Origin of the sequence: Pseudomonas nitroreducens (assembly GCF_024170165.1) — a bacterium.
Lineage (GTDB): Bacteria > Pseudomonadota > Gammaproteobacteria > Pseudomonadales > Pseudomonadaceae > Pseudomonas > Pseudomonas nitroreducens_C.
Genome location: NZ_JALJXP010000013.1, coordinates 137104 through 160723, shown reverse-complemented (window position 1 = coordinate 160723; position 23620 = coordinate 137104). Strand labels below are relative to the sequence as shown.

Annotated in this window: 20 protein-coding genes; 6 read left to right on the top strand and 14 right to left on the bottom strand. The window is 67.0% G+C overall.

Going from position 1 to position 23620, the window contains the following annotated elements; all coding sequences use genetic code 11:
• The first annotated feature begins 24 nt into the window (after positions 1–24).
• Entirely contained in the window at positions 25–948 is a 924-nt protein-coding gene (locus J2T47_RS23685; RefSeq protein WP_253452407.1) for an MBL fold metallo-hydrolase, read from the top strand.
• A gap of 67 nt (positions 949–1015) precedes the next feature.
• Here the strand turns inward: J2T47_RS23685 and J2T47_RS23680 are convergent, their stop codons facing one another.
• Positions 1016–2044, bottom strand: coding sequence for an SDR family oxidoreductase (locus J2T47_RS23680; protein WP_253452405.1), 1029 nt, complete (start codon positions 2042–2044; stop codon positions 1016–1018).
• Between the two features lie 194 nt (positions 2045–2238).
• Between J2T47_RS23680 and J2T47_RS23675 the strand changes: the two genes are divergently transcribed.
• Both J2T47_RS23675 and J2T47_RS23670 read left to right on the top strand, forming a co-directional pair.
• The gene (locus J2T47_RS23675; RefSeq protein ID WP_253452402.1) at positions 2239–3186 is read left to right on the top strand and encodes an AraC family transcriptional regulator; all 948 of its coding nucleotides are present in this window, start codon (positions 2239–2241) and stop codon (positions 3184–3186) included.
• Between the two features lie 96 nt (positions 3187–3282).
• Positions 3283–4026, top strand: a complete 744-nt coding sequence (locus J2T47_RS23670) for a class I SAM-dependent DNA methyltransferase (protein ID WP_253452399.1) — start codon at positions 3283–3285, stop codon at positions 4024–4026.
• Between the two features lie 30 nt (positions 4027–4056).
• On the opposite strand, the gene J2T47_RS23665 is transcribed toward J2T47_RS23670, so the two are convergent.
• On the bottom strand, positions 4057–5109 hold the full coding sequence (locus tag J2T47_RS23665; RefSeq protein WP_253452396.1) for a DUF2235 domain-containing protein: 1053 nt from the start codon (positions 5107–5109) through the stop codon (positions 4057–4059).
• A gap of 299 nt (positions 5110–5408) precedes the next feature.
• On the opposite strand from J2T47_RS23665, the gene J2T47_RS23660 reads away from it, so the two are divergent.
• Both J2T47_RS23660 and J2T47_RS23655 read left to right on the top strand, forming a co-directional pair.
• Positions 5409–6572 (top strand): GGDEF domain-containing protein, encoded by a 1164-nt coding sequence (locus tag J2T47_RS23660; RefSeq protein ID WP_253452393.1) that lies wholly within the window; start codon positions 5409–5411, stop codon positions 6570–6572.
• A gap of 78 nt (positions 6573–6650) precedes the next feature.
• A complete protein-coding gene (locus J2T47_RS23655; protein WP_253452391.1) occupies positions 6651–8099 on the top strand; it encodes a PucR family transcriptional regulator in 1449 nt (482 codons plus the stop codon).
• Between the two features lie 57 nt (positions 8100–8156).
• On the opposite strand, the gene J2T47_RS23650 is transcribed toward J2T47_RS23655, so the two are convergent.
• The 12 genes from J2T47_RS23650 to J2T47_RS23595 all read right to left on the bottom strand — a co-directional run bounded on the left by J2T47_RS23650 (position 8157) and on the right by J2T47_RS23595 (position 22249).
• Positions 8157–9668 (bottom strand): CoA-acylating methylmalonate-semialdehyde dehydrogenase, encoded by a 1512-nt coding sequence (locus J2T47_RS23650; RefSeq protein ID WP_253452389.1) that lies wholly within the window; start codon positions 9666–9668, stop codon positions 8157–8159.
• An 86-nt stretch (positions 9669–9754) separates the two neighbouring features.
• Entirely contained in the window at positions 9755–10105 is a 351-nt protein-coding gene (locus J2T47_RS23645) for a cupin domain-containing protein (protein ID WP_253452387.1), read from the bottom strand.
• A 12-nt stretch (positions 10106–10117) separates the two neighbouring features.
• The gene (locus tag J2T47_RS23640) at positions 10118–11515 is read right to left on the bottom strand and encodes an NAD(P)/FAD-dependent oxidoreductase (RefSeq protein WP_253452385.1); all 1398 of its coding nucleotides are present in this window, start codon (positions 11513–11515) and stop codon (positions 10118–10120) included.
• 78 nt (positions 11516–11593) lie between these two features.
• Complete coding sequence (locus J2T47_RS23635) at positions 11594–12988, bottom strand: amino acid permease (RefSeq protein ID WP_253452383.1); 1395 nt, start codon at positions 12986–12988, stop codon at positions 11594–11596.
• A gap of 187 nt (positions 12989–13175) precedes the next feature.
• Positions 13176–13892 (bottom strand): SDR family NAD(P)-dependent oxidoreductase, encoded by a 717-nt coding sequence (locus J2T47_RS23630; RefSeq protein WP_253452381.1) that lies wholly within the window; start codon positions 13890–13892, stop codon positions 13176–13178.
• A 27-nt stretch (positions 13893–13919) separates the two neighbouring features.
• Positions 13920–14405, bottom strand: coding sequence for a DUF2165 family protein (locus J2T47_RS23625; RefSeq protein WP_253452379.1), 486 nt, complete (start codon positions 14403–14405; stop codon positions 13920–13922).
• 141 nt (positions 14406–14546) lie between these two features.
• Complete coding sequence (locus tag J2T47_RS23620) at positions 14547–17045, bottom strand: TonB-dependent siderophore receptor (protein WP_253452377.1); 2499 nt, start codon at positions 17043–17045, stop codon at positions 14547–14549.
• A gap of 134 nt (positions 17046–17179) precedes the next feature.
• On the bottom strand, positions 17180–18166 hold the full coding sequence (locus J2T47_RS23615; protein ID WP_253452375.1) for a FecR domain-containing protein: 987 nt from the start codon (positions 18164–18166) through the stop codon (positions 17180–17182).
• A gap of 5 nt (positions 18167–18171) precedes the next feature.
• On the bottom strand, positions 18172–18681 hold the full coding sequence (locus J2T47_RS23610; RefSeq protein WP_253452373.1) for a sigma-70 family RNA polymerase sigma factor: 510 nt from the start codon (positions 18679–18681) through the stop codon (positions 18172–18174).
• Positions 18682–18846: 165 nt separating this feature from the next.
• Entirely contained in the window at positions 18847–19941 is a 1095-nt protein-coding gene (locus tag J2T47_RS23605) for an NAD(P)-dependent alcohol dehydrogenase (RefSeq protein ID WP_253452371.1), read from the bottom strand.
• Between the two features lie 248 nt (positions 19942–20189).
• Positions 20190–20858 (bottom strand): response regulator, encoded by a 669-nt coding sequence (locus J2T47_RS23600; protein WP_253452369.1) that lies wholly within the window; start codon positions 20856–20858, stop codon positions 20190–20192.
• Positions 20855–22249 (bottom strand): ATP-binding protein, encoded by a 1395-nt coding sequence (locus J2T47_RS23595; RefSeq protein ID WP_253452367.1) that lies wholly within the window; start codon positions 22247–22249, stop codon positions 20855–20857. Before J2T47_RS23595 ends, J2T47_RS23600 begins: the two co-directional genes overlap by 4 nt.
• Before the next feature lie 154 nt (positions 22250–22403).
• Here J2T47_RS23595 and J2T47_RS23590 point away from each other — a divergent pair, with 154 nt between their 5' ends.
• Positions 22404–23612 (top strand): efflux RND transporter periplasmic adaptor subunit, encoded by a 1209-nt coding sequence (locus J2T47_RS23590; RefSeq protein ID WP_253452365.1) that lies wholly within the window; start codon positions 22404–22406, stop codon positions 23610–23612.
• The last annotated feature ends 8 nt before the right edge of the window (positions 23613–23620 follow it).

The window sequence follows — 23620 nt, the reverse complement described above, 5'->3', positions numbered from 1 at the left end:
CCAACAAGCAACAGGAGAACCACCATGACCATGCACCTGAATACCTTCGCCCAGCCCGACGCCGCCACCCCGGCCCAGGAACTGGTGCCCTCGCGCTATGCCCTGCGCGTCGGCGAGATCGACGTGCTGGTGGTCAGCGATGGCGTGCTGCCGCTGCCGACCGAAACCATGTCGACCAACGCAACCCCGGAAGAGCGCGCGGCGTGGTTCAAGGAGATGTACCTGGGCCCGGACATGTTCGACTGGGCGCTGAACGTCCTGGTGGTACGCAGCGGCGAGCAGACCATCCTGGTCGACGCCGGCCTGGGCAACCAGTTCCCCGGCTTCCCCCGTGCCGGGCAGTTCCCCAAGCGCCTGAAGGATGCCGGCATCGAGCTGTCGTCGATCACCGATATCGTGATCACCCACATGCACATGGACCACATCGGCGGGCTGCTCACCGACACCGTGAAGAACGGCCTGAGCCCTGAAGTGCGCATCCACGTCACGGCCACCGAAGTCGACTTCTGGAAGATCCCCGACTTCAGCCTGACCGAGATGCCGCAGCCGGTACCGGACGTCCTGCGGCGCACCGCCAACGAGTTCATGGCCCACTACGAGAGCCGCCTGCGCATCTTCGAGGACGAGCTTCAGGTAGCCCCAGGCGTGGTGGCGAAACTCACCGGCGGCCACACCCCCGGTCACTGCATCGTCTACGTCGACTCCGTCGGCGAGCGCCTGACCTTCGCCGGGGACGCTCTGTTCCCGGTGGCCTTCGACCATCCGGAATGGCACAACGGCTTCGAGCATGACCCGGAAGAATCGGTCCACGTGCGGGTTCGCCTGCTGCGTGAGGCGGCAGCGAGCGGCGAACTGTTCGTCGCCACCCACCTGCCCTTCCCCTCGGTGGGCCGCGTGGCCATCGACGGCGATGCCTTCCGCTGGATCGCCGGCTTCTGGGACTACTGACAGCCAGCGCCGGACAGCCCCGCCCCGCTCACACGGGGTGGGGCTTTTTTGCACTATCCGGGCCGGCTCAATCGAGCAACCCGAGCTTGTCCAGGCTTCGCGCGGTGGCCACGATGGCCTCCTCGGCCGGCCGCGGCGACCAGCCCAGGAGCTTGCGCGCCTTGGCGTTGCTGGAGTTCATCCGCAGCCCGAGCAGGGGCACGGAACCCTTGAGCGCGGGGTCCTTCAGCGCGCCCAGGCGTACTACCCAGTTGGGCAGCACACGCGTCGAGACCTTCGCCGCCACGGCGCCCATGCGCTCCTTGAGAACCCTTGCGACATCGCCCAGCCACAGGCTGTCGCCGGCGGTGGCGATGAAGCGCTCGCCGCCAGCGGCGGCATGGGTCATGGCCAGCACATGAAGGTCCGCCACGTCACGCGCGTCGACAAAGCCGCAGTTGATCTTCGGACTGCCCGGCTGGCCGGCGAGCAGGCTTTTCACCAGGCGGATGGAGTGCGAGTAGTCGGCGCCAAGCACCGGGCCGAGCACGGCCACCGGATTGACCGCCGACAGCTCCAGCCCCTGCCCTTCGCGGGCAATGAAGTCCCAGGCGGCACGTTCGGAGAGGGTCTTGGATTTCTGGTAGAGCCAGACGTTGCGGCTGCTCAGGTCGCTCCAGTCGGTCTCGTCGAAGGGCCGCTTCATCTGCCCGTGGCCGGCGCAGATGGCGCCGAAGGCCGAGGTCAGCACCACCCGCTTCACCCCGGCATCGCGGGCGGCGCGCAGCACCCGCAGGTTGCCATCCACCGCCGGGCGCACCCACTCCTCTTCACTTCTCTGCATGCCTGTCGGTGTCGGCGATGCACCATGGATTACATAGCGGCAGCCGGAGACGGCTTCGGCCCAGCCGTCATCCCCGTTCAGGTCGGCCACCACGAAACTCAGGCGCTCTCCCGCCTCGATTCCGCCTTCGCGCAGGTGCTCGCGCACTTCGGCTTCCCGCGCCAGCGAACGCACCGTGGTGCGCACCTGATAGCCGTCGCGCAGCAGGGCGAGGAGGCAATGCTGGGCAATGAAACCGGTCCCGCCGGTCACCAACACCAATTCGTCTTTCATGGATTCTCTCGGGCAAGGCTGTAGTCGGACGCCGGGAAAATTACGCCCGCGCCGTCGAACCGTGAATGCGCTGGAGTGCGCTTTACTTGCGCGAAAGTTCGAATCTGCCGGCAGCGCGGTGGGTCGTTGCCCCGGCGAGTGTCCGGTGCGATTCTGAGCCGCATCCGCTTCCGGCACGCCAAGGCGCCCTCGACATGACCCAGCATTCGGCTCCCCGCTCCGACCCGCTCTCCGACTTCCTGCGCGTGGCCGATGCGCAGCTGACGGTGGCCGGCGGCTTCAGCGCCGGCGGCGACTGGAGCCTGCGCTTTCCGCCGCCGCAGCACCTGAAGTTCTTCGCGCTGATCAAGGGCAGTTGCTGGCTGCAGATCGAGGGCGACGAGGAGCCGGTGTGGATCAAGCAAGGCGACGTGTTCATCCTCTGTTCGCGCCGCGCCTTCGTGCTGGCCAGCGACCTGTCACTGAAACCGCTGGAGGCCATGGACGTGTTCAGTGGCGGTGAGAACGAACGCACCGCCGTCCTCGGCAGCGGCGAGGACTGCATCCAGCTGGGCGGGCATGTGCGCCTGGACCCGACCAGCGAGGAACTGGCGTTCCGCCTGATGCCTGCGGTGATGCAGGTGCATGCTGGCACGCAACAGGCCGAACGGCTGAAATGGCTGCTCGACCAGATCGTCGAGGAGCGCAACCAGTGGCGGCCGGGAGTCAGCGCGGTATCCGCGCAGCTCACGCAGCTGCTCTTCGTGCAGACGGTGCGCGCCTACCTGGAATCCGCCGACTCAGTCTCCTGCGGCTGGCTCCGCGCAGCCGGCGACAAGCGCCTGGCCCCGGTACTGGGGCTGATGCACAGTGAGCCGGGCCGCGCCTGGCAGCTGGGGGAATTGGCCAGGGCCGCGGGCATGTCGCGCACCAGCTTCGCCGTGCACTTCAGGACCATCACCGGCATCCCGCCGCTGACCTACCTGAGCGAGTGGCGCATGCTGCTGGCCCAGCAGGCTTTGCGCGGCAGCGACGTGACCCTGGCGGAGCTGGCCAGCGAACTGGGCTACAGCTCCGAAAGCGCCTTCAGCAATGCCTTCAAGCGCATCACCGGCAGTGCGCCACGGCACTACCGCAACCAGTGGCGCCAGGGCGGGGAATGAGCGGCGCTGCTGGGCGTCCGATTTCAGCGGAGAACGTCCCCGGCTGATGTACCATGCCGCGCCGAAACCTCCGGCGAACCCTCTGTCTGGCTGCCTATGTCCTCCAACGCGCTGTACACCGACCTGTCCTCCTACTACGACCTGATGTGCGCCGACATCGACTATCAGGCGCAGAGCCACTGCGTGCGTCGCCTGCACCAGCTGTTCGGCAATCAGGGTCGCCGGCACCTGGACCTCGCCTGCGGGACCGGTCCCCACGTGCGCCACTTCCTCGACTTCGGCTACGCGAGCGCCGGCCTGGACATCAACCAGCCGATGCTGGACATCGCCAGGCAGCGTTGCCCCGAGGCACATTTCAGCCGGCAGGACATGGCGAGCTTCCGCGTCGACGAGCCCCTGGACCTGATCACCTGCTTCCTCTACTCGATCCACTACAACCCCGGCATCGAGCAACTGCAGGCGTGCCTGGCGAGCGTGCATGACGCCCTCGCAGATGGCGGCGTGTTCTGCTTCAACAGCGTCGACAAGGGGATGATCGACAACCGCTCCTTCGTACGCCATTCGGTGGAACACGCAGGTAGCCAGTTCAGCTTCGGCTCGGGCTGGTACTACAGCGGCGCGGGCGAGCAACAGGCGCTGCGCCTGAGCATCGAGAAGACCACGGCCGGCGAGACCCAGGCCTGGCAGGACGAACACGCGATGGTCGCGCTGACCTTCGCCGAGCTGCAACGCCTGCTGGAGCCGCTGTTCGAGGTACAGCTCTGCGAGCACGATTACGAGCGCATCACGCCCTGGGCCGGCAGCTCGGGCAACGCACTGTTCGTCTGCGTGAAGCGCTGAAGCACCCGCCCCGCTGCGCCGCCCGTCCCCTCAGCGAATCTTGCCCACGGGGGTGAAATTGCCGGTGAGATTGCCCCCTACCGTGTTCTTCGGCTTGTACTGGGCATCGTGCTTGAGGCGCTCCTCCACGCTCGGATCGATGGCCTCCTGGCCGAAGGCGGTGTTGCCGATGTCCCGGTAATACGGCGGGGTGAGCTGGCTGTAGGCGCCACCGAGGAACTCCTTGTAGGAGTTGGTGATGGGCGGAGTCGTGGTCGGCAGGCTCGGAGTCTTGCCGGTGTCCACCGCCAGCCCGCACTCGATGGCCTTGTTGATCATCCACACCAGGGCAATATCCGACAGGCTGTTGTTCGCGTAACCGCCTCCAACATTGGCGTGCGCACCGCAGAACCAGACCTGCTCCACCCGCTGGTTGGGCTTGCTCTTCGGGTCCCAGAGGGTGCACTGGTAGTTCTTGCGCCACTCGTCGATGGCCACTGCGTGGAAGGCGTTGTGGACGATCGAGCTGAGCTCGGTGTCGTGGAACTCGTAATACGACTTGTTGAACCAGTCGAACGACTCCAGCGGCACGCCCAGGGCGCCCACGGTGTCCCAGATACCCAGCATGTGGATGGTGATCTCTCGCGAGAAACTGTCCCGGAAGAGCCTGGCGCTATCGGAATCGGCACCTTCGTCGCGAGTGCGGTAGAGGCCATAGGCCTCGTTGGTCAGGTCGATGTGCTCGGGCTTGAGCAGCCCGGCGTTGCGGATCAGCCCCACCAGGCTGCGAGCCGTATAGGCGCCGCGGCTGAAGCCGAAGAGATAGACCTGGTCGCCGGCCTCATAGGTGCTGACCAGCTGTCGATAGCCATCGAGGATATTCTCCGATAGCCCCACGCCGAATGCCCCGCCGGCCAGGCGGTCGTACCAGGCGGTGCCGACGCCCTGGTCGTACCACTTGTTCTGGGTGGTGCCGTTCTTGTCGGTGGGGAGGATGGAGGCGTGCAGCTTCCAGACGTTGGTGCTCTTGCTGCCCTTGATCTCGGACTTGGCGTCCGGGGTATTCCAGGTCCCGTCAAAGGAAATGATGATTTTCTTGGGCATGCCCATTCTCCAGGGTCAGTGGTTCTGACTGCTCGGAACGTCCCGGTGCCAGGCCCATCCCCCGGTATCGCCCTCGACAGTGAACTGTAGCCCCAGGCCCGGACTGTCGACAGAATCGGGGAGACCGCCCCGAGCGCATCCCCTGCTGGCGGATTGCCTTCCCGCTATACATATGGTTAGGTGCCGTGGCCCCGAACGACTCCGCCGAGTACGCCAGATGCGGCCTGGAGCGCCAGGTTCGCGCCCGCCACAGCTCCGCTGCCCGGCTCCCTTTGCTACGCCTTCACTGACGCGAACCCATGGTCACCACTGTCATCCTCAGCATGCTCTGCGTGCACCTGCTGTGTTTCAGCATCATGTTCCTGCTCATCAGCACCCGGCTGAACGGCAAGAAAATGGGCATGGAAGTCTTCGCCCTGGGCAATTTTCTCCTGGGGCTCGCCTACATCCTGCAGTTGCTCGGCGGCCCGGCACACTGGGGCGCGATGAGTGTCATCAACCACACGATGACCCTCTGCGCACCCGTCGCCTACACCCTTGGCGCCCTGCGCTTCTTCGATCGGCCGACCGCCGTGTGGCAGCCATTGCTCACGCTGGCCGTCCTCTACACGGCGCTGCAGCTCATGGTGCAGTTCACCCTCGGAGGTGAAGCGCGGCACGCGCTGCTGGCGGCTTCCTGCGCCCTGCTGTTCCTGGGCATGAGCGTGGCAGTGCTCTACGCCCGGCAGAACGTCGCCAGGGATCTGCGCGTCGAGATGATCGTGTTCGCCGTGCTGATCGGTGGCATCTGCGCGCTGAACGCCGCGAAGTTTGCGATGATCCTCCAGGGCGGGCTGGCGGCGCTGGACATGAACAGCGGGTTCCAGAAAGTCTTCTACCTCTACATGTCGTTCCTCGGCACCGTGCTGCCGCCCTGCGCCGTCTGGCTGGTGCTGCGCCGCCTGACGGACGAGCTGCGCAGCATGGCCGCCCAGGACCCGCTCACGCAGTTGCTCAACCGCCGCGGGCTGGTCGAGGGGCTGGATGCTCACTTTCGCGCGCGCAACGCACGTCCCGCGTACCTGCTGATCGTCGACATCGATCACTTCAAGCAGATCAACGACAGCCATGGCCACAAGCTCGGCGACCTCGTGCTGTGCCATGTGGCCCAGGTGCTCAAGGCCACCGCGCGCAAAGGCGACCTGACCTGCCGGCTGGGCGGCGAGGAGTTCGTCCTCGTCGGCCTGGACATGGACAGGGCTGGCGCCCTGCAGCTGGCGGAGCGCGCCCGTGCGGCCATCGAGCAGAGCGAGGTGCCGGGCGCGACACCGGATCAGGTGATCCGCTGCACGGCCACCATCGGCGTCTCGGAAGCCTTCACCAGCACCCGGGCGCTCGACGAGTACCTGCAGCAGGCTGACCGCGCGCTCTACCGTGGCAAGACTGCCGGGCGCAATCGCGTGGAGTGTGCTGTCTCGTCCTAGCCCGGGCACTGCCGACATGGCCTGCCAGGGCGTTAGCCGGTAGCATGCAGCTCTCGCCAACCGGGGACCGCAAACACCATGCTGACGGTGCAGGACCTGATCGACATCCAAGCGCTGAAACTGCAGGCCGTCGCCGGCCTGTCAGGCACCAGCAGACTGATCACCTGGGCCCACGCCGTCGACCTGCCGGACCCCTGGCGCTGGATTTCGCCAGGCGACCTGGTGATGACCACCGGGCTCGGCATTCCCGCCGGCGCAGATGAGCAGGTGAACTGGCTGGAACAGCTGGTGCAGAGCAACGCCAGTGCACTGGTGTACGCTGCACGGCCGGATGCACCCAGGCTCTCCGCCAAGCTGCTGAAGGCCGCCGACCGCCTGCTGTTCCCCGTGCTGCACGCCAGTTTCGAACTGGAATTCAACAAGCTTTCCCACCATGTCATCGAGAGCGTGCTGCAAGCCCAGCGCGAGCGCTTCAATGCCAGCGAGCGGCTGTTCCGGACCTACGCCGAAGCGTTGCGCAAGGAGCCGGACATGGCCGGTCGCCTGTCGATCCTCGCCGCGACCCTGGACCTGAGTCTGGCCATCGAGGATGCGGTCAGCGGCCAGACTGTGGTCGAGTCCCGCGCGGCGCGCCAGCCGGCTCCGGAGCAGGTCGAGCGCATCCCCATCGGCGGCCGCACGCGGGCCAACCTGGTGCTCGCGCGCCGCGGTGAGCGCACGCTGGATGATCCGATCCTGGTGCGCTCGCTGGTGGGCCTGCTGGGTGTCGAGCTGGAACGCCTGATGATTCATCGCGACACCCAGCGCGAGGAAGGCGCGGCGCTGCTGCGCAGCCTGCTGGAGAGCGAGACCGAATTCAGCCTCGCCCGTCCGCTGCTGGAACAGCGCGGGCTGGTCGGCAGCCTGGTGTGCCTGGCGATCCGGCCGGGCAGCCGCGGAGCCTGGAGCGCCGACGAGCTGCACCAGGCACCGGCACTGCATCACGCCGGCCCACTGCTGCTCAGCGACAACGGCCTGCTGCTCGCGATCAGCCGGGACGACACCACCACCTTCGAAGCACTGCGCAGCAACCTCGGCGAAGGCACGCTGATCGGCGTCAGCGGCGCCATCGCGGCGGCCACCGGTTTCCGCGAAAGCGTCCGCCAGGCACGCCTGGCGCTGACCCAGGCGCAGGAAGTCGAGATCGTCGTGCTGCGCTACGGCGAAGCGGAAACCGGGCTGATCATGGCACCCAAGTCCCTCGCTGAAGCCCGTGCGCTGGTGGGCCGCTACCTCGGCCCGCTGATCGAGCACGACCGCACCCAGGGCGCGGCACTGCTGAAGACACTGCTGACCTTCCTGGAAAACGACGGCAACTGGAAGGCCACCGCCTTCGACCTGGGCATCCACCGCCAGACCCTGGTCTATCGCCTGAAGCTGGTCGAGCAGCTCACCGCCATCAAGCCCACCACCACCCAGGGCATCGCGCGTTTCTGGATCGCCATCCAGGCCGGGCGCAACACCGAGTTGTTCGATAGCCTGAACTGAATGCACAACGGCCCCGTACCGAAGTAAGGGGCCGTGGTCGGTCACTCGCTGACGGGATCAGTTACTGGTCGGCATGGCGAACTCGGCGCCCTTGGCGATCGCCTGCGGCCAGCGCTGCATGATGCTCTTCTGCTTGGTGTAGAAGCGCACGCCCTCCTCGCCGTAGGCATGCATGTCGCCGAACAGGCTCTTCTTCCAGCCACCGAAACCGTGCCAGGCCATGGGCACCGGGATCGGCACGTTGATACCGACCATGCCCACCTGGATGCGCCGGCCGAACTCGCGGGCGACGTGGCCGTCGCGGGTATACAGGCTGACGCCGTTGCCGAACTCGTGGTCGTTGATCAGCTGCACCGCTTCGGCGAAATCCTTCACGCGGATGCACGCCAGCACCGGGCCGAAGATTTCCTCCTTGTAGATACGCATGGCCGGGGTGACGTTGTCGAACAGCGTGCCGCCCAGCCAGAAGCCGTCACCGCAGCCTTCGCCGGCCACTTCGCCATGGAAGCCACGGCCGTCCACCAGCAGGGTGGCACCCTCTTTCACGCCCTGATCGATGTATCCGGTGATGCGTTCCAGCGCGGCGCGGGTAACGATGGGGCCCATCTCGGCTTCGAGGTTGGTGCCGTCGAGCACCTTCAGGCTGCGGGTACGCTCGATCAGTGTCGGCATCACTTTCTCGGCAGTCTCGTCGCCGACGAACACCGCCACGCTGATCGCCATGCAGCGCTCGCCGGCCGAACCGTAGGCCGCGCCGATCAGCGCATCGACGACCTGGTCGATGTCTGCGTCGGGCATCACCACCAGGTGGTTCTTCGCTCCGCCCAGGGCCTGCACGCGCTTGCCGTGGCGCGCTCCGGTCTCGTAGATGTGGTTGGCAATCGGCGTGGAGCCGACGAAGGACACCGCCTGCACATCCGGGTGCTCCAGCAGCGCGTTGACCGCCTCCTTGTCGCCCTGCACCACGTTGAACACGCCGTCGGGCAGGCCGGCCTGCTTGAGCAGCTCGGCGATGAACAGGCTCGGGCTGGGGTCGATGGGGCTCGGCTTGAGGACGAAGGTGTTGCCGGTGGCCAGGGCCACGGGGAACATCCACATCGGCACCATCACCGGGAAGTTGAACGGAGTGATACCGGCCACCACGCCCAGCGCCTGACGGAGGGTCCAGTTGTCGATGTTGGTGCTGACCTGGTCGGTGAAGTCGGTCTTCAGCAGCTGCGGCGCACCGCAGGCGAACTCGACGATCTCGATGCCGCGGGTGACTTCGCCCTGGGCATCGGTGAAGACCTTGCCGTGCTCGGCGGTGATCAGCCGGGCCAGGTCGTCACGGTGCTCGTTGAGCAGCGCCAGGAAGCGGTTGAGGATGCGCGCGCGGCGCAGCGGCGGCAGGTTGCTCCAGGCCGGGAACGCGGCCCTGGCGGAGGCGACGGCAGAATCCACGTCGGCATGGCTGGCCAGTTGCACCTGGCCGGTGACGACACCGGTGGCCGGGTTGTAGACCGGCAGTTGCTGGCCGCTGGTGGATTCCACACGGGTGCCGGAAATCCAGTTGAGGATGCTGTTGGTCATTGCGTTTTCTCGTTCAGTGGGCGCTGCACGGCGCCCGGACAATCAGGGTCGGCAGGGTGAATTTCCCGCCGGCGAAATGGCTGCGGTCAGTAGATCGCGTAGACCTTGCGCACGGTTTCCAGCACGTCCCAGCGGCCGGTCCAGCCCGGCGGCAGGATGATCAGGTCACCGCCGCCGACCTCGACCTGCTCGCCGCTGGCGTCGTCGGTCAGCACGGCACGGCCGGAGAGGATGTAGGTGAACTCGGTGTCCGGACGGTTCACCACCGGCCAGCCGCCGGGCTGGCATTCCCAGACGCCGAGGTTGCCGGTGGCCTCCGGCGCCAGCTGCTGGATGGCGATCTGCGGATCGCCCCGGTCGGCGCCGGCGCGCTGGCCGGCCTTGACCAGCGGCAGCGAGTGCAGGGCGGCGGACTTGATGATCGTGAAAGTGGTCACGGCAGACTCCTGTTAGTGCGCACCGGTGAGCTTTTCCAGCAGCATCGCGGTGCGGGATGGACGATGGGTGACGCGCTCTTCGATGTCGCTCAGCGAGGCGGCGGCAAGCCCGCTGTTGACACCCAGCCAGCGCAGCGGCTCGGGCTCCCAGGACGGCGAGCGGTGGTTGACCAGGGGCAGGCGGTTGATCGCCTCCTCCCGGCCCTGGATCAGGTTGCGCAGGATGCGCCCGGCCAGGTTGCTGGTGGCGACACCGTCGCCGACATAGTTGCCGGCCCAGGCGATGCGGTTGGCGCGGTCGATGCTCACGGTCGGGCACCAGTCGCGCGACACGCCCAGCGCGCCGCCCCAGCGGTGGGTGATGCGCGTGTCACGCAGCGCGGGGAAGAACTCCAGCAGCGTCTGGTGGATCTTGCCGTGGATGCTGTCCACCAGGTCGGCGTCCTCGGTGATCCGCGAGCCCCAGCGATAGGGCGCGCCGCGCCCGCCGAAGACCAGCCGGCCCTCGGCCGTGACCTGGCCGTAGACGCGCAGGTGGCGCATGTCGTTGAAGGCCAGGCGGTGGTCGAGGTTGAGCTGGCGGCGCAGCTCCATCGACAGCGGCTCGGTGGCCAGCACCAGCGAATAGAGCGGGATGACGAAGCGCGAGAAGCCCGACTGCTGCGAGGTGAAGGCCTCGGTGGCGCGCACGGTGAAACCGGCCTTGACCGAGCCGCGCTCGGTGCGTACGACGCCCGGCGCCATCTCGGTGACGGCGGAGTGTTCATGGATGGTCGCGCCCATGGTTTCCACCAGCCGCGCCAGACCGCGCACCAGCTTGCCGGGATGGATCAGCGCGCAGTGCTCGGTATAGAGCCCGCCCAGGGTGCCCTCGGCGCCGACCCGTGCGGCGGCCTGCGCGCCGCTGAGCAACTGCCACTGGTTCGGCAGGCCGAAGCGTGCGGAGCCTTCCACCGCCGCCCGCGCACGGGCCAGTTGTGGCTCGCTGCGGGCCAGGGAAAGAAAGCCCTGCTTGGCGTAATCCGCGACGACGCCTTCCAGCGCCAGCACGCGGCCGATCTCGTCCACCGTCTCGTTCATCGCCGCCTGCAGTTGCAGGGCGGCGTCGTGGGAATACAGCTGGGCAACGCGGTCGAGGGAGATGGGGAAGATCGCCGAGGCCCAGCCGCCGTTGCGCCCGGAGGCGCCGAAGCCGACTTCACGCTTGTCCAGTAGCACCACGCGCAGGGACGGGTCGCTCTTGAGCAGGTAGTAGGCCGTCCACAGACCGGTGTAGCCGGCGCCGACGATGACGACGTCGGCCTCCGTCGCGCCTTCGAGCATCGCCCGGGAAGGGCCCGGTTCGAACCACAGGGGCTTGTTGGGTAGCTGGGTCAGATCGCTTTTTGTGGTCATGGGGCTTGCGGTCATGGGCTTGGCTTCCAGTTGACGGCCAGGGAACAGGGAATGAGTCGGCGGCGAACGAGGGCAGGCGCTGTGCGCCAGGATTTACGTGGCGCTTCCTGCGGGGGTCGCAGCGCCCTGCTGACGGACGCGGGACATGCGCAGCAGCACGTAGGAGGCAGCGATCGCGGCGATGGCGATCAGGCACTGCAGCAGGCTGATCCGCATGCTCGGGTCAAAGGCCATGCTCACCAGCACCGCGATGATCGAGGCGGTCACCAGCAGCGGCAGCCAGGGGTGGCCCCACATGGCGAACTTCAGGTTGCCCTCCTCCACCCAGCGCTGGCGCAGCTTCAACTGCGACAGGCAGATCACCAGGTAAACGAAGAGGAACACCGTGCCGGAGGAGTTGATCAGGAACTGGAAGACGGTGTCCGGCCAGAGCGCAGCGATCACCACGCAGCCGTAGCCAACGATGGTCGAGGCGATGACGCCGCGCACCGGCACGCCCTTGCGGCTCACGCCGGCGATCCAGCACGGCGCCTCGCCGTTGGAAGCCAGCACGTAGAGCAGGCGCGAGGAGGTGTAGAGCCCGGCGTTGAGCACCGACAGCACTGCCACCAGGATCACTGCGGTGAGCATGTGGCCGGCGCCGGGGATGCCGATGTGCTCCAGGGTCGCCACGAACGGCGACTTGCCGGCCTTGATCTCGGTCCAGGGCTGCGCCACCACGATGAAGAAGGTCGCCAGCACGAAGAACACCAGGATGCGCAGCATCACCGTGTTCACTGCCTTGCGGATGTTGCGCGAGGGGTCTTCGGACTCGGCGGCGGCCAGGGTCGCTACCTCGACGCCGGTCATCGAGAAGATCACCACCACCACGCCGGTGAACAGCGAGGACACGCCGTGGGGCAGGAAGCCGCCGTGCTCGGTGAGGTTGGCGAAGCTGGCGGTGGAGTTCGGCCAGAAGTGGAAGGCATAGGCGCCGGCGACGATCAGGAAGACGATGATCGCTGCCACCTTGACGCCGGCGAACCAGTACTCGGCCTCGCCGAAGGAGTGCACCGACATCAGGTTGAGCAGCGTCATGCCGACCATCAGCCCGAGGGCGATGACCCACACCGGCAGGTCGGGGAACCAGCCGTTGATGATCTGCCCGCCGACCACGGCCTCGAAACCGACCACGATCACCCAGAAGTACCAGTACAGCCAGCCGGTCATGTAGCCGGCCGGGCGGCCGAAGGCCATGCGCGCGTAATCGACGAAGGAACCCTTGGCCGGATGCGCGGCGGCCATTTCGCCGAGCATGCGCATCACCAGCGCGACGATGATGCCGGTGATGGCGTAGGTGATGAAGGCACCCGGCCCGGTGGCGGCGATCACCGCGCTGGAGCCGACGAACAGCCCCGCGCCGATGACGCCGCCCAGGGCCAGCATGCTGATGTGTCGCGTCTTGAGGGCACGCTTCAAGCGCGGGTCGTGCTCAGTCTGAATAGGCACAGGTTGTCTCCTTTTATTATTAGTCATCAACGCCGCCTGTCCCGAGATTAGGGACGCCCAGCCAGGCTGAACATCGACGAAATCCAAGCTGGGAGAGACTGCGCTGTACAAATGTATGAAGGAGAACTTCAGAGCAGAGCGGCGGACCGGGGCGCCGCTGATTGCACCCCGGTTTCCGAGGTAGCGGTCAGAAGCGCTCGTCGCGGATGGCGGGCAAGGTCAGCTCGCGCACGAACGAGGAAGCGGACAGGCGCAGCAGTGCGTCGACCAGGGTGACCACGTCGTGTAGCGGGATCAGTTGCCCTTCCCCGCGCACGGCGGCGTCGGCCAACGGCATGGCGAGCGGATCATCGGTGTTGAGGTTGCCCAGTTGCAGCACAGTCACCGCCAGGCGCTGCTCGCGGAAGCTTTCCCGCAGCGCATCGGCCATGCCGTTGAGGGCGAACTTGGAGGCGCCGAAGGCCACTTCCGGGCGGCCGCTCTGGCGCAGCGCCGAGGTCGAGCCGGTGAGGATCAGCTGCGGCCGGGCGGAGCCGAGCAGCCGCGGCACCAGGCGCTTGAGCAGCAGCAAGGTGGCGGAGATGTTGACGTCGACCAGCGTGGCGATGGATTCGTCGCTGTCGCCGAGGAACGAGTACTGCTCGCTAAAGGCGTGCTCCTCCCAGATGCCGACGTTGCAGATCAGCACATCGAGTTCGGCCGGCGTTTGTGCCTCGATCTGCGCGACCGCTTCCACCGGCTTCGCGAGGTCCGCTTCGATCCACTGCAGATCGATGCCCGGCGCCAGCGCCAGGGTTTCCGGCCGCCGGCGCGATACGCCGATCAGCGAATCTCCCGGTTGGCCAAGCCCTTCGAGCAGGGCGCGTCCCAGCCCCCTGCCCGCTCCCACGATCAGCATCGTCATGGGTTTTCTGCGTGCATCCATGGCGCATCAACTCCAGCGAAGGTTGAGGACGAGGAAGTTCAGCAGCATCCAGACGACCAGCACCAGGTGCGTCAGTTGCAGCCCTTCCTGGCGAATCCAGTAGCCGAACCAGAGCCCACCCAGCAGCATGGCGAAGAGGAAGGCCAGCGCCGCGCTGAGGGCGAGGTTCAGCCAGGGTCTGGCGGAGTCGAGGCCATCGCCCAGCAGCAGTTCGTAGCAGCCGGCCCAGGCCGCCAGCACCGCAGCCACCTGCAGCAGGACGACGGCGATCAGCGCGAGGCGATGCAGCGCTGGCGAGGCCAGGGCGCGCGTGAGCAGGGGGAAGTCGATGGCGGGTGGCTGGCGCAGCGGCGCCATCGCCATGGTCGCGCCGACCGCCGCGGCCGAGCTGGAGAAAGCGTGCAGGTTGTTGATCAGCGCGATGCTCAGCCAGAGACTGAAACCCAGGAAACAGGTGGCCTGGAACATCATCAGTGAAGTGTGGGTGTCCATACCGGGTCCTTGTGCGGTCATGTTCCGAAAGTGCCTGCCCGCCGCCCCGAAAACAGCGGCGGCAGGCAGGCCCGGACGGACTCTAGGACCTCAACCTAGGTTGAGGTCAACACACCGCATGACCAGGGTTCGACCCCCGTGTCAGAACGCACCCTGCAGGGTGACCATGAAGTTGCGCGGCTCGCCGTAGAAGTTGCCCCAGGAAACGGCACCCACGCTCTGGTAGTACTTCTTGTCGAACAGGTTGTTGCCGTTGAGCGCGACGGTCCAGTGGTCGTCGATGCGATAGCCCAGGCGGCCATTCCAGATGGCGTAGTCCGACTGCACCGAAGTGACGCTCCCACTGCGCACGGAGACGTCGCTCTGCGCCGTCACACCCGCGCCCACGTTCCAGCGGTCCAGTTCTCCGGCCAGTTGGTAATCAGCCCAGGCACGGAACAGGTGGCGCGGAAAGTACGTGGTGGTGAAGGTCGGTTCCTGCGGGTTCTCCTCAGCGCTGTTGAGGTACTTGGTCTGGGTGTAGGTGTAGCCGGCCAGCAGCTGCAGCCGGTCGATGACCTCGCCGCTGACTTCCGCCTCGAAGCCCTGCGCCCGGACCTTGCCCACGTCGGTGTAGCAGTAGCCGTCGGAGGAGCCGAGGCAGGTGGTGTCGTAGTTGGCTTCGGCGCGATGCTCCTCGACCGTACGGAAGAGGTTGAAAGCCGTGTTGACGCGGCCATTCAGCAACTCACCCTTGATGCCCAGCTCGTAGCTGGCCCCGGTCTTGGGTTGCAGCGGGCTGCCGGACTCGTCGGTGTAGGTGCTCTGCGGCTGGAAGATATCCGCGTAGCTGGTGTAGACGGACCACTGGTCGTTGAGGTCGTAGATCAGCGCCGCAAACGGCGTGACCTGGCCGTTCTCCTGGCTGCGGTCGTGCTGCCAGTAGTCCCACGCCTGGGTGTAGGAATCGCGACTGTTGCGATACCAGCTGACACGGGAGCCGAGGACGAAGGTCAGCGGCTCGGCCAGCTTCAGGCGCAGGGTGGCGTAGGTGCCGAACTGCTTCGTGTCCGACTCGGTGGGAATCGGGCCGCCACGGTAGGAGTTGGGCGCATAGAAATCATCCGCCGGCTCGGGAATGTGCGAATTGGGGTGAAACGGATCCTGGGTAGCGCCCAGCAGGCTCGACATGTTGATCAATGCCCAGCGGTCGTGGGTCTTGGCGCGGCTGGCGTTGGCGCCGACTGTCAGTTCATGCTGCAGGCCGAAGGCATCGAATTTGCCATCCAGGTAGGCATCGAAGCCATAGTCGGTCTGGTCGTAGTCGAACAGCCCGGAATACACCGAGGATGGCGCCGAGGTAGCGCCCGGCGTCACGCCGCCGGAGGTCTCGGACAGCGCGTATTTCATGTTCTGGTCGTTGTGGGTCCAGACGCCGGCGAACTTGAAGGCCCAGTCCTCGTTCAACTGGTGGGACAGATCGGCGAACAGCGTGGTGCGCTCGCTCTCCCAGTTGTTCCAGGAGGCGCCCAGGCAGGTCGAGCGACTGAGCTTCAGGTCCTTGCCATTGCTGTAGCGCGGCAGGCCGTGCCAGCAGGGTGTCGCGTCGAGCTTTTCGTAGGCGACGCCCAGGCCCAGCGTTGTGTCGGGGCTGACGTCGTAATCCAGTGCGCCATAGAGAATCTGGTCGTTGCGCTTGCCGACATCGTAGAAATACTGGCGATCCTGCAACGCCACCACGGTGCGGCCACGCAGGGTGCCGGACTCGTTGAGCGGCCCGCCCACGTCGACCTGGCCCCGGTAGTTGTCCCAGCTGCCGGCCGACAGCGACAGCTTGGTCTCCGGCACGGCCTGGCCGCGCTTGCGCACGAAGTTGACGCCACCGGTGCTGCTGCCCGAGCCCTTCATCATACCCGCCGCGCCCTTGAGTACCTCAACGCGATCGTAGAAGGCCATGTCGCCGGAAAAGCTGTTCGCCTGCACGTACTCGCCGCCGACATCCAGCGGTACGCCGTCGTACTGGTACTGCCCCTGCATCATGAAGCCACGGGAATAGAAATACTTGCCGCCCATGGGCGACTCGTACACGGCGATGCCCGGCGTCTTCTCCATCGCCTGCTCGATGGTGGTGATGTTCTGGTCATCCATGTAGCGGCGAGTCAGGACGGTGACCGACTGCGGCGTCTCACGCAGGCTGTGTGCGCCCTTGCCGATGGTCACCGCGCGGGCGCTGTAGGAGTTGGTGCCCTCGGTGGTCGGGTCCAGCAGTTGGCTGGAGACAGTGGTGGCGTCCATCTCCAGCACCGCGTCCGACGGCGCGGGCACCAGGCCGTAGCCGCCGTTGTCCAGGTGACGCACCGTCAGCCGGGTTCCGGAAAGAATGCGGGCGAAGCCATCCTCGATGCCGTACTCGCCGTTCAGCCCGCCACTGCGCTTGCCTTCGGTCAGGCCCGCATTCACCGAGATCGGGATGCCGGCGCGGCGGCCGAACTCGCCGAGCACCTGGTCCAGCGGGCCGGCGGGGATGGCGTACTGCTGGGTGCGGCTGGCGGTCGATTCGGCCTGCACCGGCATGGCCGGCAGCAGGGTGAGCGTGGAGCAGGACAGCAGGGCCAGGCCGAGTGACTGGCGCAGGGCGCGGGAAATGGGGTGAAGCGTCATGGGCAGAGGGTCCGTTTCTCGTTGTTGGCCCGCGGTTGCGAGCAGGGATTTCTCCCTAGGCCACGCGAGAAACGAAAACCTGCCGACTTTTCGAGAATTATTTTCATTGGCGCATTCTGGCGGTCCTCAAGGCCTCAGCGCGGGCCTACCGTCACCCAGTAACGGGTGCGGCGCCGGATGCTCACCGGCAGGCTGTCCTGCAGCATCGCCAGCACCTGGTCGGTGTCACCCAGCGGGTAGGAGCCGCTCAGACGGATGCCAGCGACGGCGGGGTCGCAGCGCAGCAAGCCGGGGCGATAGCGATCCAGTTCGGCGAGAAAGTCCGCCAGGCGCATGCGTTCGGCCACCAGATAGCCGTCGACCCAGGCACCCTCGTTCAGGTCCAGCGCCTGTGGTGCGCTGACGCCTGCCGCACCGATACGGGCCTGGGAGCCAGCCTCGATCACCCTCGCCTCGCCGCCGGCCAACGAACTGGCGGCGACGCGCCCCTGGGTCACGGCCAGCAAGGTGCCACGGCCGTCGTGCTCGCGCCGGACGCGAAAGCGCGTGCCCAGCGGTTGCAGCACGGCGTCGTCGCTGACGACCCGCAACGGCCGCCCGGCGCTGTCGCGGGCAGTGAGGATCTCGATCTCGCCGTAACGCAGGCGCAGCTCACGAACGCGGTCGGTGTAATGCAGGTCGACCGCCGTGGCGGTGTTGAGCCAGAGCCGGGTGCCATCGGGCAGTGTCCGCTCGGTACGCTCCCCGGTTGCGGTGCGGTAATCCGCCATGGCGCCCTGTACCCAGGACCTGTCGCGCCCCTGCCAGGCCAGGCCACCGAGCAGGCCGAAACCGACCAGCACCTTGAGCGCCTTGCGCCGGTCCATCTCGTCGTAGTGCCGGCGCCCGGCCAGTTGCCGCGCCAGCGGATCGGCCAGCCGGTCGGCGTGGCGCTGCAGGCCGAGCGGGATGCTGCTCAGGCGCTGCCAGGCGCGCTCATGCTCGCTGCTCGCTTCGCGCCAGACCAGCAACTGGCGTTGCTCGACATCACTCATGCAGCCGGATTGGGCCAGGGTGAACCAGGCAATCGCCTGGTCGCGGATAACGGCGGAGATCGGGCGGGCATCGCTGTCGCGGGACATGGCGCTCACTCGAACCGGCTCGCGTAGCAGGCGGCGAAGGCCTTGCTCATGGCCTTCTGCACCTGGTTGACGCTCAGTTCCAGGTGCAGGGCGATCTGCGGGTAGGTCAGGCCGTCGAGCTGCGACATCAGGAAGATTTCCCGCACGTGCGGCGCAAGGCCGTGCAGGAGTTCGTCGATGTCCACCAGCGCTTCGATCAGCAGCAGGCGCTCTTCCTCGGACGGCGCCAGCGCTTCCGGGCGCGCGGCCAGTGCTTCCAGGTAGGCGCGCTCGACCGCCTGGCGGCGCCAGCGGTTGATCAGCAGGCTGTTGGCAATGGTGGCGAGGTAGGCCAGCGGCTGGCGCAGATCGGCGATGGCGCTGCGCGAGCGCATCACGCGCACGAAGGTATCGTGTGCCAGGTCTTCGGCATCGGCGTGTCCGCCCAGGCGGCGGCGCAGCCAGCCCTTCAACCAGCCGTGGTGGGCAATGTAAAGCCGCTCAACATCCCTTTCGAATGCCCGCTCGCTGTCCATGAACGTCCAGTTTTGTTAAACATGATAATCGTTCTCAACAATACTGGATTTGCCCTGCCCTGCGCAATTCGGCTGCGCGGGCTGGTGGATCAACGAATCGAACAGCGCGGGAAGAGCCCTTCTGCCGGCAACGAGATCCGGCAGAAGGTCATGCCCTGCCCCGCTTCAGGGCTTGATGGCGATCTTCAGCACGCCGTCGCGCTGGTGGGCGAACAGGTCGTAGGCGTTGACGATGTCGTCGAGCGCATAGTGGTGCGTGACCAGCGAGCCGAAGTCAGCGCGGTTCGACTCGATGATGCTCATCAGCCGGCGCATGCGCTCCTTGCCGCCGGGGCACAGCGCGGTGTTGATCCGGTGGTCGCCCAGGCCGGCGGCGAAGGCGGACAGCGGAATCTGCACGTCCTTGGAATAAACGCCCAGGCTCGACAGCGTCCCACCCGGCTTGAGCACTTTCATCGCCTGCTCGAAGGTGCTCGGCAGGCCCAGGCATTCGATGGAAGAGTCGGCGCCACGGCCGCCGGTGAGCTTCATCACCTCCTCCACCACGTCGCACTGCGTGAAGTCCAGGGTGCCGTCGGCGCCCATGCTGCGGGAGATGTCCAGGCGGTGCGCGTTGCCGTCCACCGCAATGATGGTCGAGGCGCCCAGAAGACGCGCGCCGGCGGTGGCACACAGGCCGATCGGCCCCTGGGCGAAGACCACCACGGTGTCACCGATGCGGATGTTGGCGTTCTCGGCGCCCTTGAAGCCGGTGGACATGATGTCAGGGCACATCAGTACCTGTTCGTCGGTGAGGCTGTCGGGAATCGGCGCAAGGTTGCCTTCGGCGTCCGGCACCAGCACGAACTCGGCCTGGGTGCCGTCGATCAGGTTGCCGAAGCGCCAGCCGGCGGTGGCCTTGTAGCCGTGGCAGGCGCAGCGGCCGCTGTCGATCAGGTAGCTGCCGTCCTGGGAGGGGACGCCATCCTGCGCGGCATAGGAGTTGAAGTTCGGGCAGATCGCACCGGCAATCACCCGCTGGCCTTCGCGGTAGCCCTTCACGGCGCTGCCGAGCTTCTCGATGATCCCGACCGGCTCGTGGCCGACGGTGAGGCCCTTCACCACCGGGTATTCGCCCTTGAGGATATGCACGTCGGTGCCGCAGATGGTGGTCGTGGTGATGCGGATCAGCGCGTCGTTGGGGCCGATCTCCGGGATGGGCTTGTCCGCCAGTTCGATTCGCCCCGGCTCCACGAAGATCGCCGCTTTCATCATTGCCATCGCTCTTTCTCCTTGCTCGGAATGCGCCATGGGTGCCCATGGCCGGAGACGGCGCGGGCCGCTGGATCGCCGCGGGCCGGCCGACCGGACCAGTGTGCTCGGCCAGGGCGAAACCCCGTTGATGCATATCAAGCGCGGGGAAAGCTCGCTCATCGGCCACTTGCCCGCCAGGCGATTGCAGGGCCCTGGCGGAGCGATAGAGCATTGACCGGAATCGGCACAGGGCAAGCCGCGATCCGCCCGCCGGTCTACTCGCACTCCAGGCTGTAGCCCACTCCGTACACCGAGCGGATCGGGTCGACCGCCGGGGTGATGGCGGTCAGCTTGCGCCGCAGGTTCTTCACGTGGCTGTCCACGGTACGGTCGGCCACCACGCGATGGTCCTGGTAGATGTGGTTCATCAGCTGGTCGCGCGACAGCACCTGGCCCGGCCGCGCCGCCAGCGCGGCGAGCATGCGGAACTCCACCGGCGTGAGGTCCAGCACGATGCCCTGGTAGCGCGCGTGGAAGGTGCGCGCATCCAGCTCCAGGCCGAAGCTCGACGCCTGGGTACCGGTGCGCCGCAGCACGGCCTTGACCCGCGCCACCAGCTCGCGCGGCGAGAAGGGTTTGCAGATGTAGTCGTCGGCGCCCAGTTCCAGGCCGAGCAGACGATCGATCTCGTCGACCCGCGCGGTCATCATGATGATCGGCAGGCGGCTGAAGCCGCGCAGCTCGCGGCAGATGTCGAGACCGTCGCGGCCCGGCAGCATCAGGTCGAGCAGCATCAGGTCGTAGTGATTCTGGCGAACCGCCGGGACCACCTGCAGGCCGTCGGCGATGTGTTCCACCTCGAAGCTGGCGGCGCGCAGGTAGTCACCCACCAGCGCGGCCAGCTTGGGTTCGTCTTCCACCAGCAGGATATTGCCCTGGCTCACGCTTCACCTCCGGCGACCGGCAGTTCCAGTGTCAGCAGCAAACCGCCCAGCTCGGATGCCCTGGCGCTCAGCCGGCCGCCGTGCACCTCGGCGATGCCCCGGCAGATCGCCAGGCCGAGCCCGGTGCCGCCGCTGGCGCGGTTGCGCGAACGTTCGGCACGGTAGAAGCGTTCGAACAGCCGCTCCAGCGAGGCGGCGTCCACGCCCGGCGCGCTGTCCTCGCACTGCACCAGCACCCGCTCGCCGTCGCGCAGCGCGCGCAGCACGGTCTGGCCGCCGCTGTCAGTGTAGCGGCGACTGTTTTCCAGCAGGTTGTGCAGCAGCTGGCCGAGGCGCGACTCGTCGCCCAGCACCCACAGCGGCTGTTCCGGCAGCTCCACGCGCAGGCTCAGGCCGCGCTCGGCGAAGCCCGCCTGGAAGGCCTCGGCCACCACCGGCAGCAGCACGCGCAGGTCGATGCGCTCGCGGCGGTAGGTCGGCCCACCGACTTCGGCCAGGGACAGCTCGAACAGGTCGTCCACCAGTTTGGTCAGCGCGCCCACCTCGCCCTGCAGCGAGCGCAACGCGGTGGCGTCCAGCGGGCGGATGCCGTCTTCCATCGCCTCCAGTTCGGCACGCATCACCGCCAGCGGCGTGCGCAGTTCGTGGGAGATGTCGGCCATGAAGTCGCGGCGCATGCGCTCGTTACCGGCCAGGGTGGAGGCCATGCGGTTGAAGTCGCCGGCCAGTTGCCCGGCTTCGTCCTGGGAGCGCACCGGCACCTGGATCGCGTAATCGCCGGCGGCCAGCTGATGGGTGGCGCGGGCCACCTCGCGGATCGGCCGCAGCAGCGCTCGGGTCAGCCACCAGGCGATCACCGCGGTGCCCAGCAGGCAGGCCAGGCCCACCAGCAGGCTGGAGCGCAGCTGGTTGAGCTGGAAGCGCCGGTCGCCGACGCTGGTCACCGACTGCAGCGGCGCCAGGGCCATCCAGCCGACCACGCGGCCTTGATAGTTGATCGGCCGCAGCAGCATGTCGCCGGCGGCGGCGCGGTAGCCGATGATCGACCGGCGCTGCTCGTCCAGCAGGGCGAAGCGGACGAAGGCGCCGGTAAGGTCGGAGACGGTGAGCAGGCTGGGGTCGAAGGTCTTGTCGTCCTTGATGTCGTCCGGACGCAGCAGCTCGAACCACTGGTCCTGGTCGCGGCGGATGAAGTCCCAGCTGCCGTGCTGCGCGTAGGCCTGCTCGATGCGCGGGACGATGCGCTCCATGCGCTCCTCGGCCTGCTGGTTGAGGTAGCCGAGGAAGCCGTACTTCAGGCTTAGGTAGGCGGCGAACACCATGCCCAGTACGGCGAAGGCGCACACCGCGAGCATGGCCAGGAAGAACTTGCTGGAAAGGCTGACTTTCATGGCACCGCCGGGGCAATCGAAACTGCCGTCATTGAAGCGCGGCCCCCCGCACGGGGCAAGGCAGCGCGGGCAATCTCCCACTTTTCTGCACAGTTGCTGCACATTTGCCGAGCAGTCTGGACCGTGAAAATCATTCCGGTCCGGAGTCCCACGGATGTCCTCCTTCTTCCCCTCCCTTTCTCCGCTCTCTCCATTGACCCGCGCGCTGTTGCTGGGCGCCGGCCTGTTCGTCCTCGGCGGTTGCCGCGACGAGAGCGCCACCGCACCCGGCCTGCCGGTGCAGGAAGTCGCGGTGTACCACGTCGCCAGCGCACCCCAGGCCCTGAGCACCACCCTGCCCGGCCGCGCCAGCGCACACCTGGTCGCCGAGATCCGTCCGCAGGTGGGCGGCATTCTGCTCAAGCGCCTGTTCGAGGAAGGCGAGACGGTGAAGGCCGGCCAGGCGCTCTACCAGATCGACCCGCAGACCTACGAGGCCGCCCTCGCCCAGGCCGAGGCCAGCGTCACTTCGGCGCGCGCCACGCTCAAGGCGGCCGAGCTGAAAGCCAAGCGCGATGCGCAACTGGTGAAGATCGACGCCATCAGCGCCGAGGACAACGAGAGCGCCCAGGCCTCCCTGCTCGAAGCCCGCGCCAGCCTGCAGTCGGCCCAGGCCTCACTGCGCACCGCGCGGATCAACCTCGGCTACACGAAGATCAATGCGCCCATCGCCGGCCGCACCTCCACTTCGTCGGTCACGCCCGGCGCGCTGGTCACCGCCGAGCAGACCACTGCGCTGACCACCGTGCAGCAGCTCGACCCGATCTACGTCGACTTCACCCAGCCCAGCACCACCCTGCTGCGGCTCAAGCGCGAGCTGGCCGAAGGCAAGCTCACCCGCGCCGAGGAGAAGGACGCCGCACGCATCAGCCTGCAGCTGGAAGACGGCAGCACCTATGCCCATGACGGCACCCTCACCTTCAATGGCGTGAGTGTCGACGAGAGCACCGGCAGCGTGACCCTGCGCGCCCTGGTGCCCAACCCCGACGGCCTGCTGCTGCCGGGCATGTACATCAAGGCGACGTTGCAGGAAGGCGTTCAACAGGACGCCATCCTGGTACCGCAGCAGGGCGTCAGCCGTGACGAGCGCGGCGGCGCCAGCGCACTGGTGGTGGTAGATGGCAAGGTCGAGCAGCGCGAGCTGACCCTGGACCGCGCCGTGGGCAACCGCTGGTGGGTGAGCAAGGGCCTGGAGGACGGCGACCAACTGATCGTCCAGGGGCTGCAGAAGGTCCGCGTCGGCCAGCCGGTGCAGGCCATCGACTGGAAGGACGGCAACGCCGGCGACGCCAGCCTGACCGCCCGCAACGACAGCACCGACTGAGGCCCACG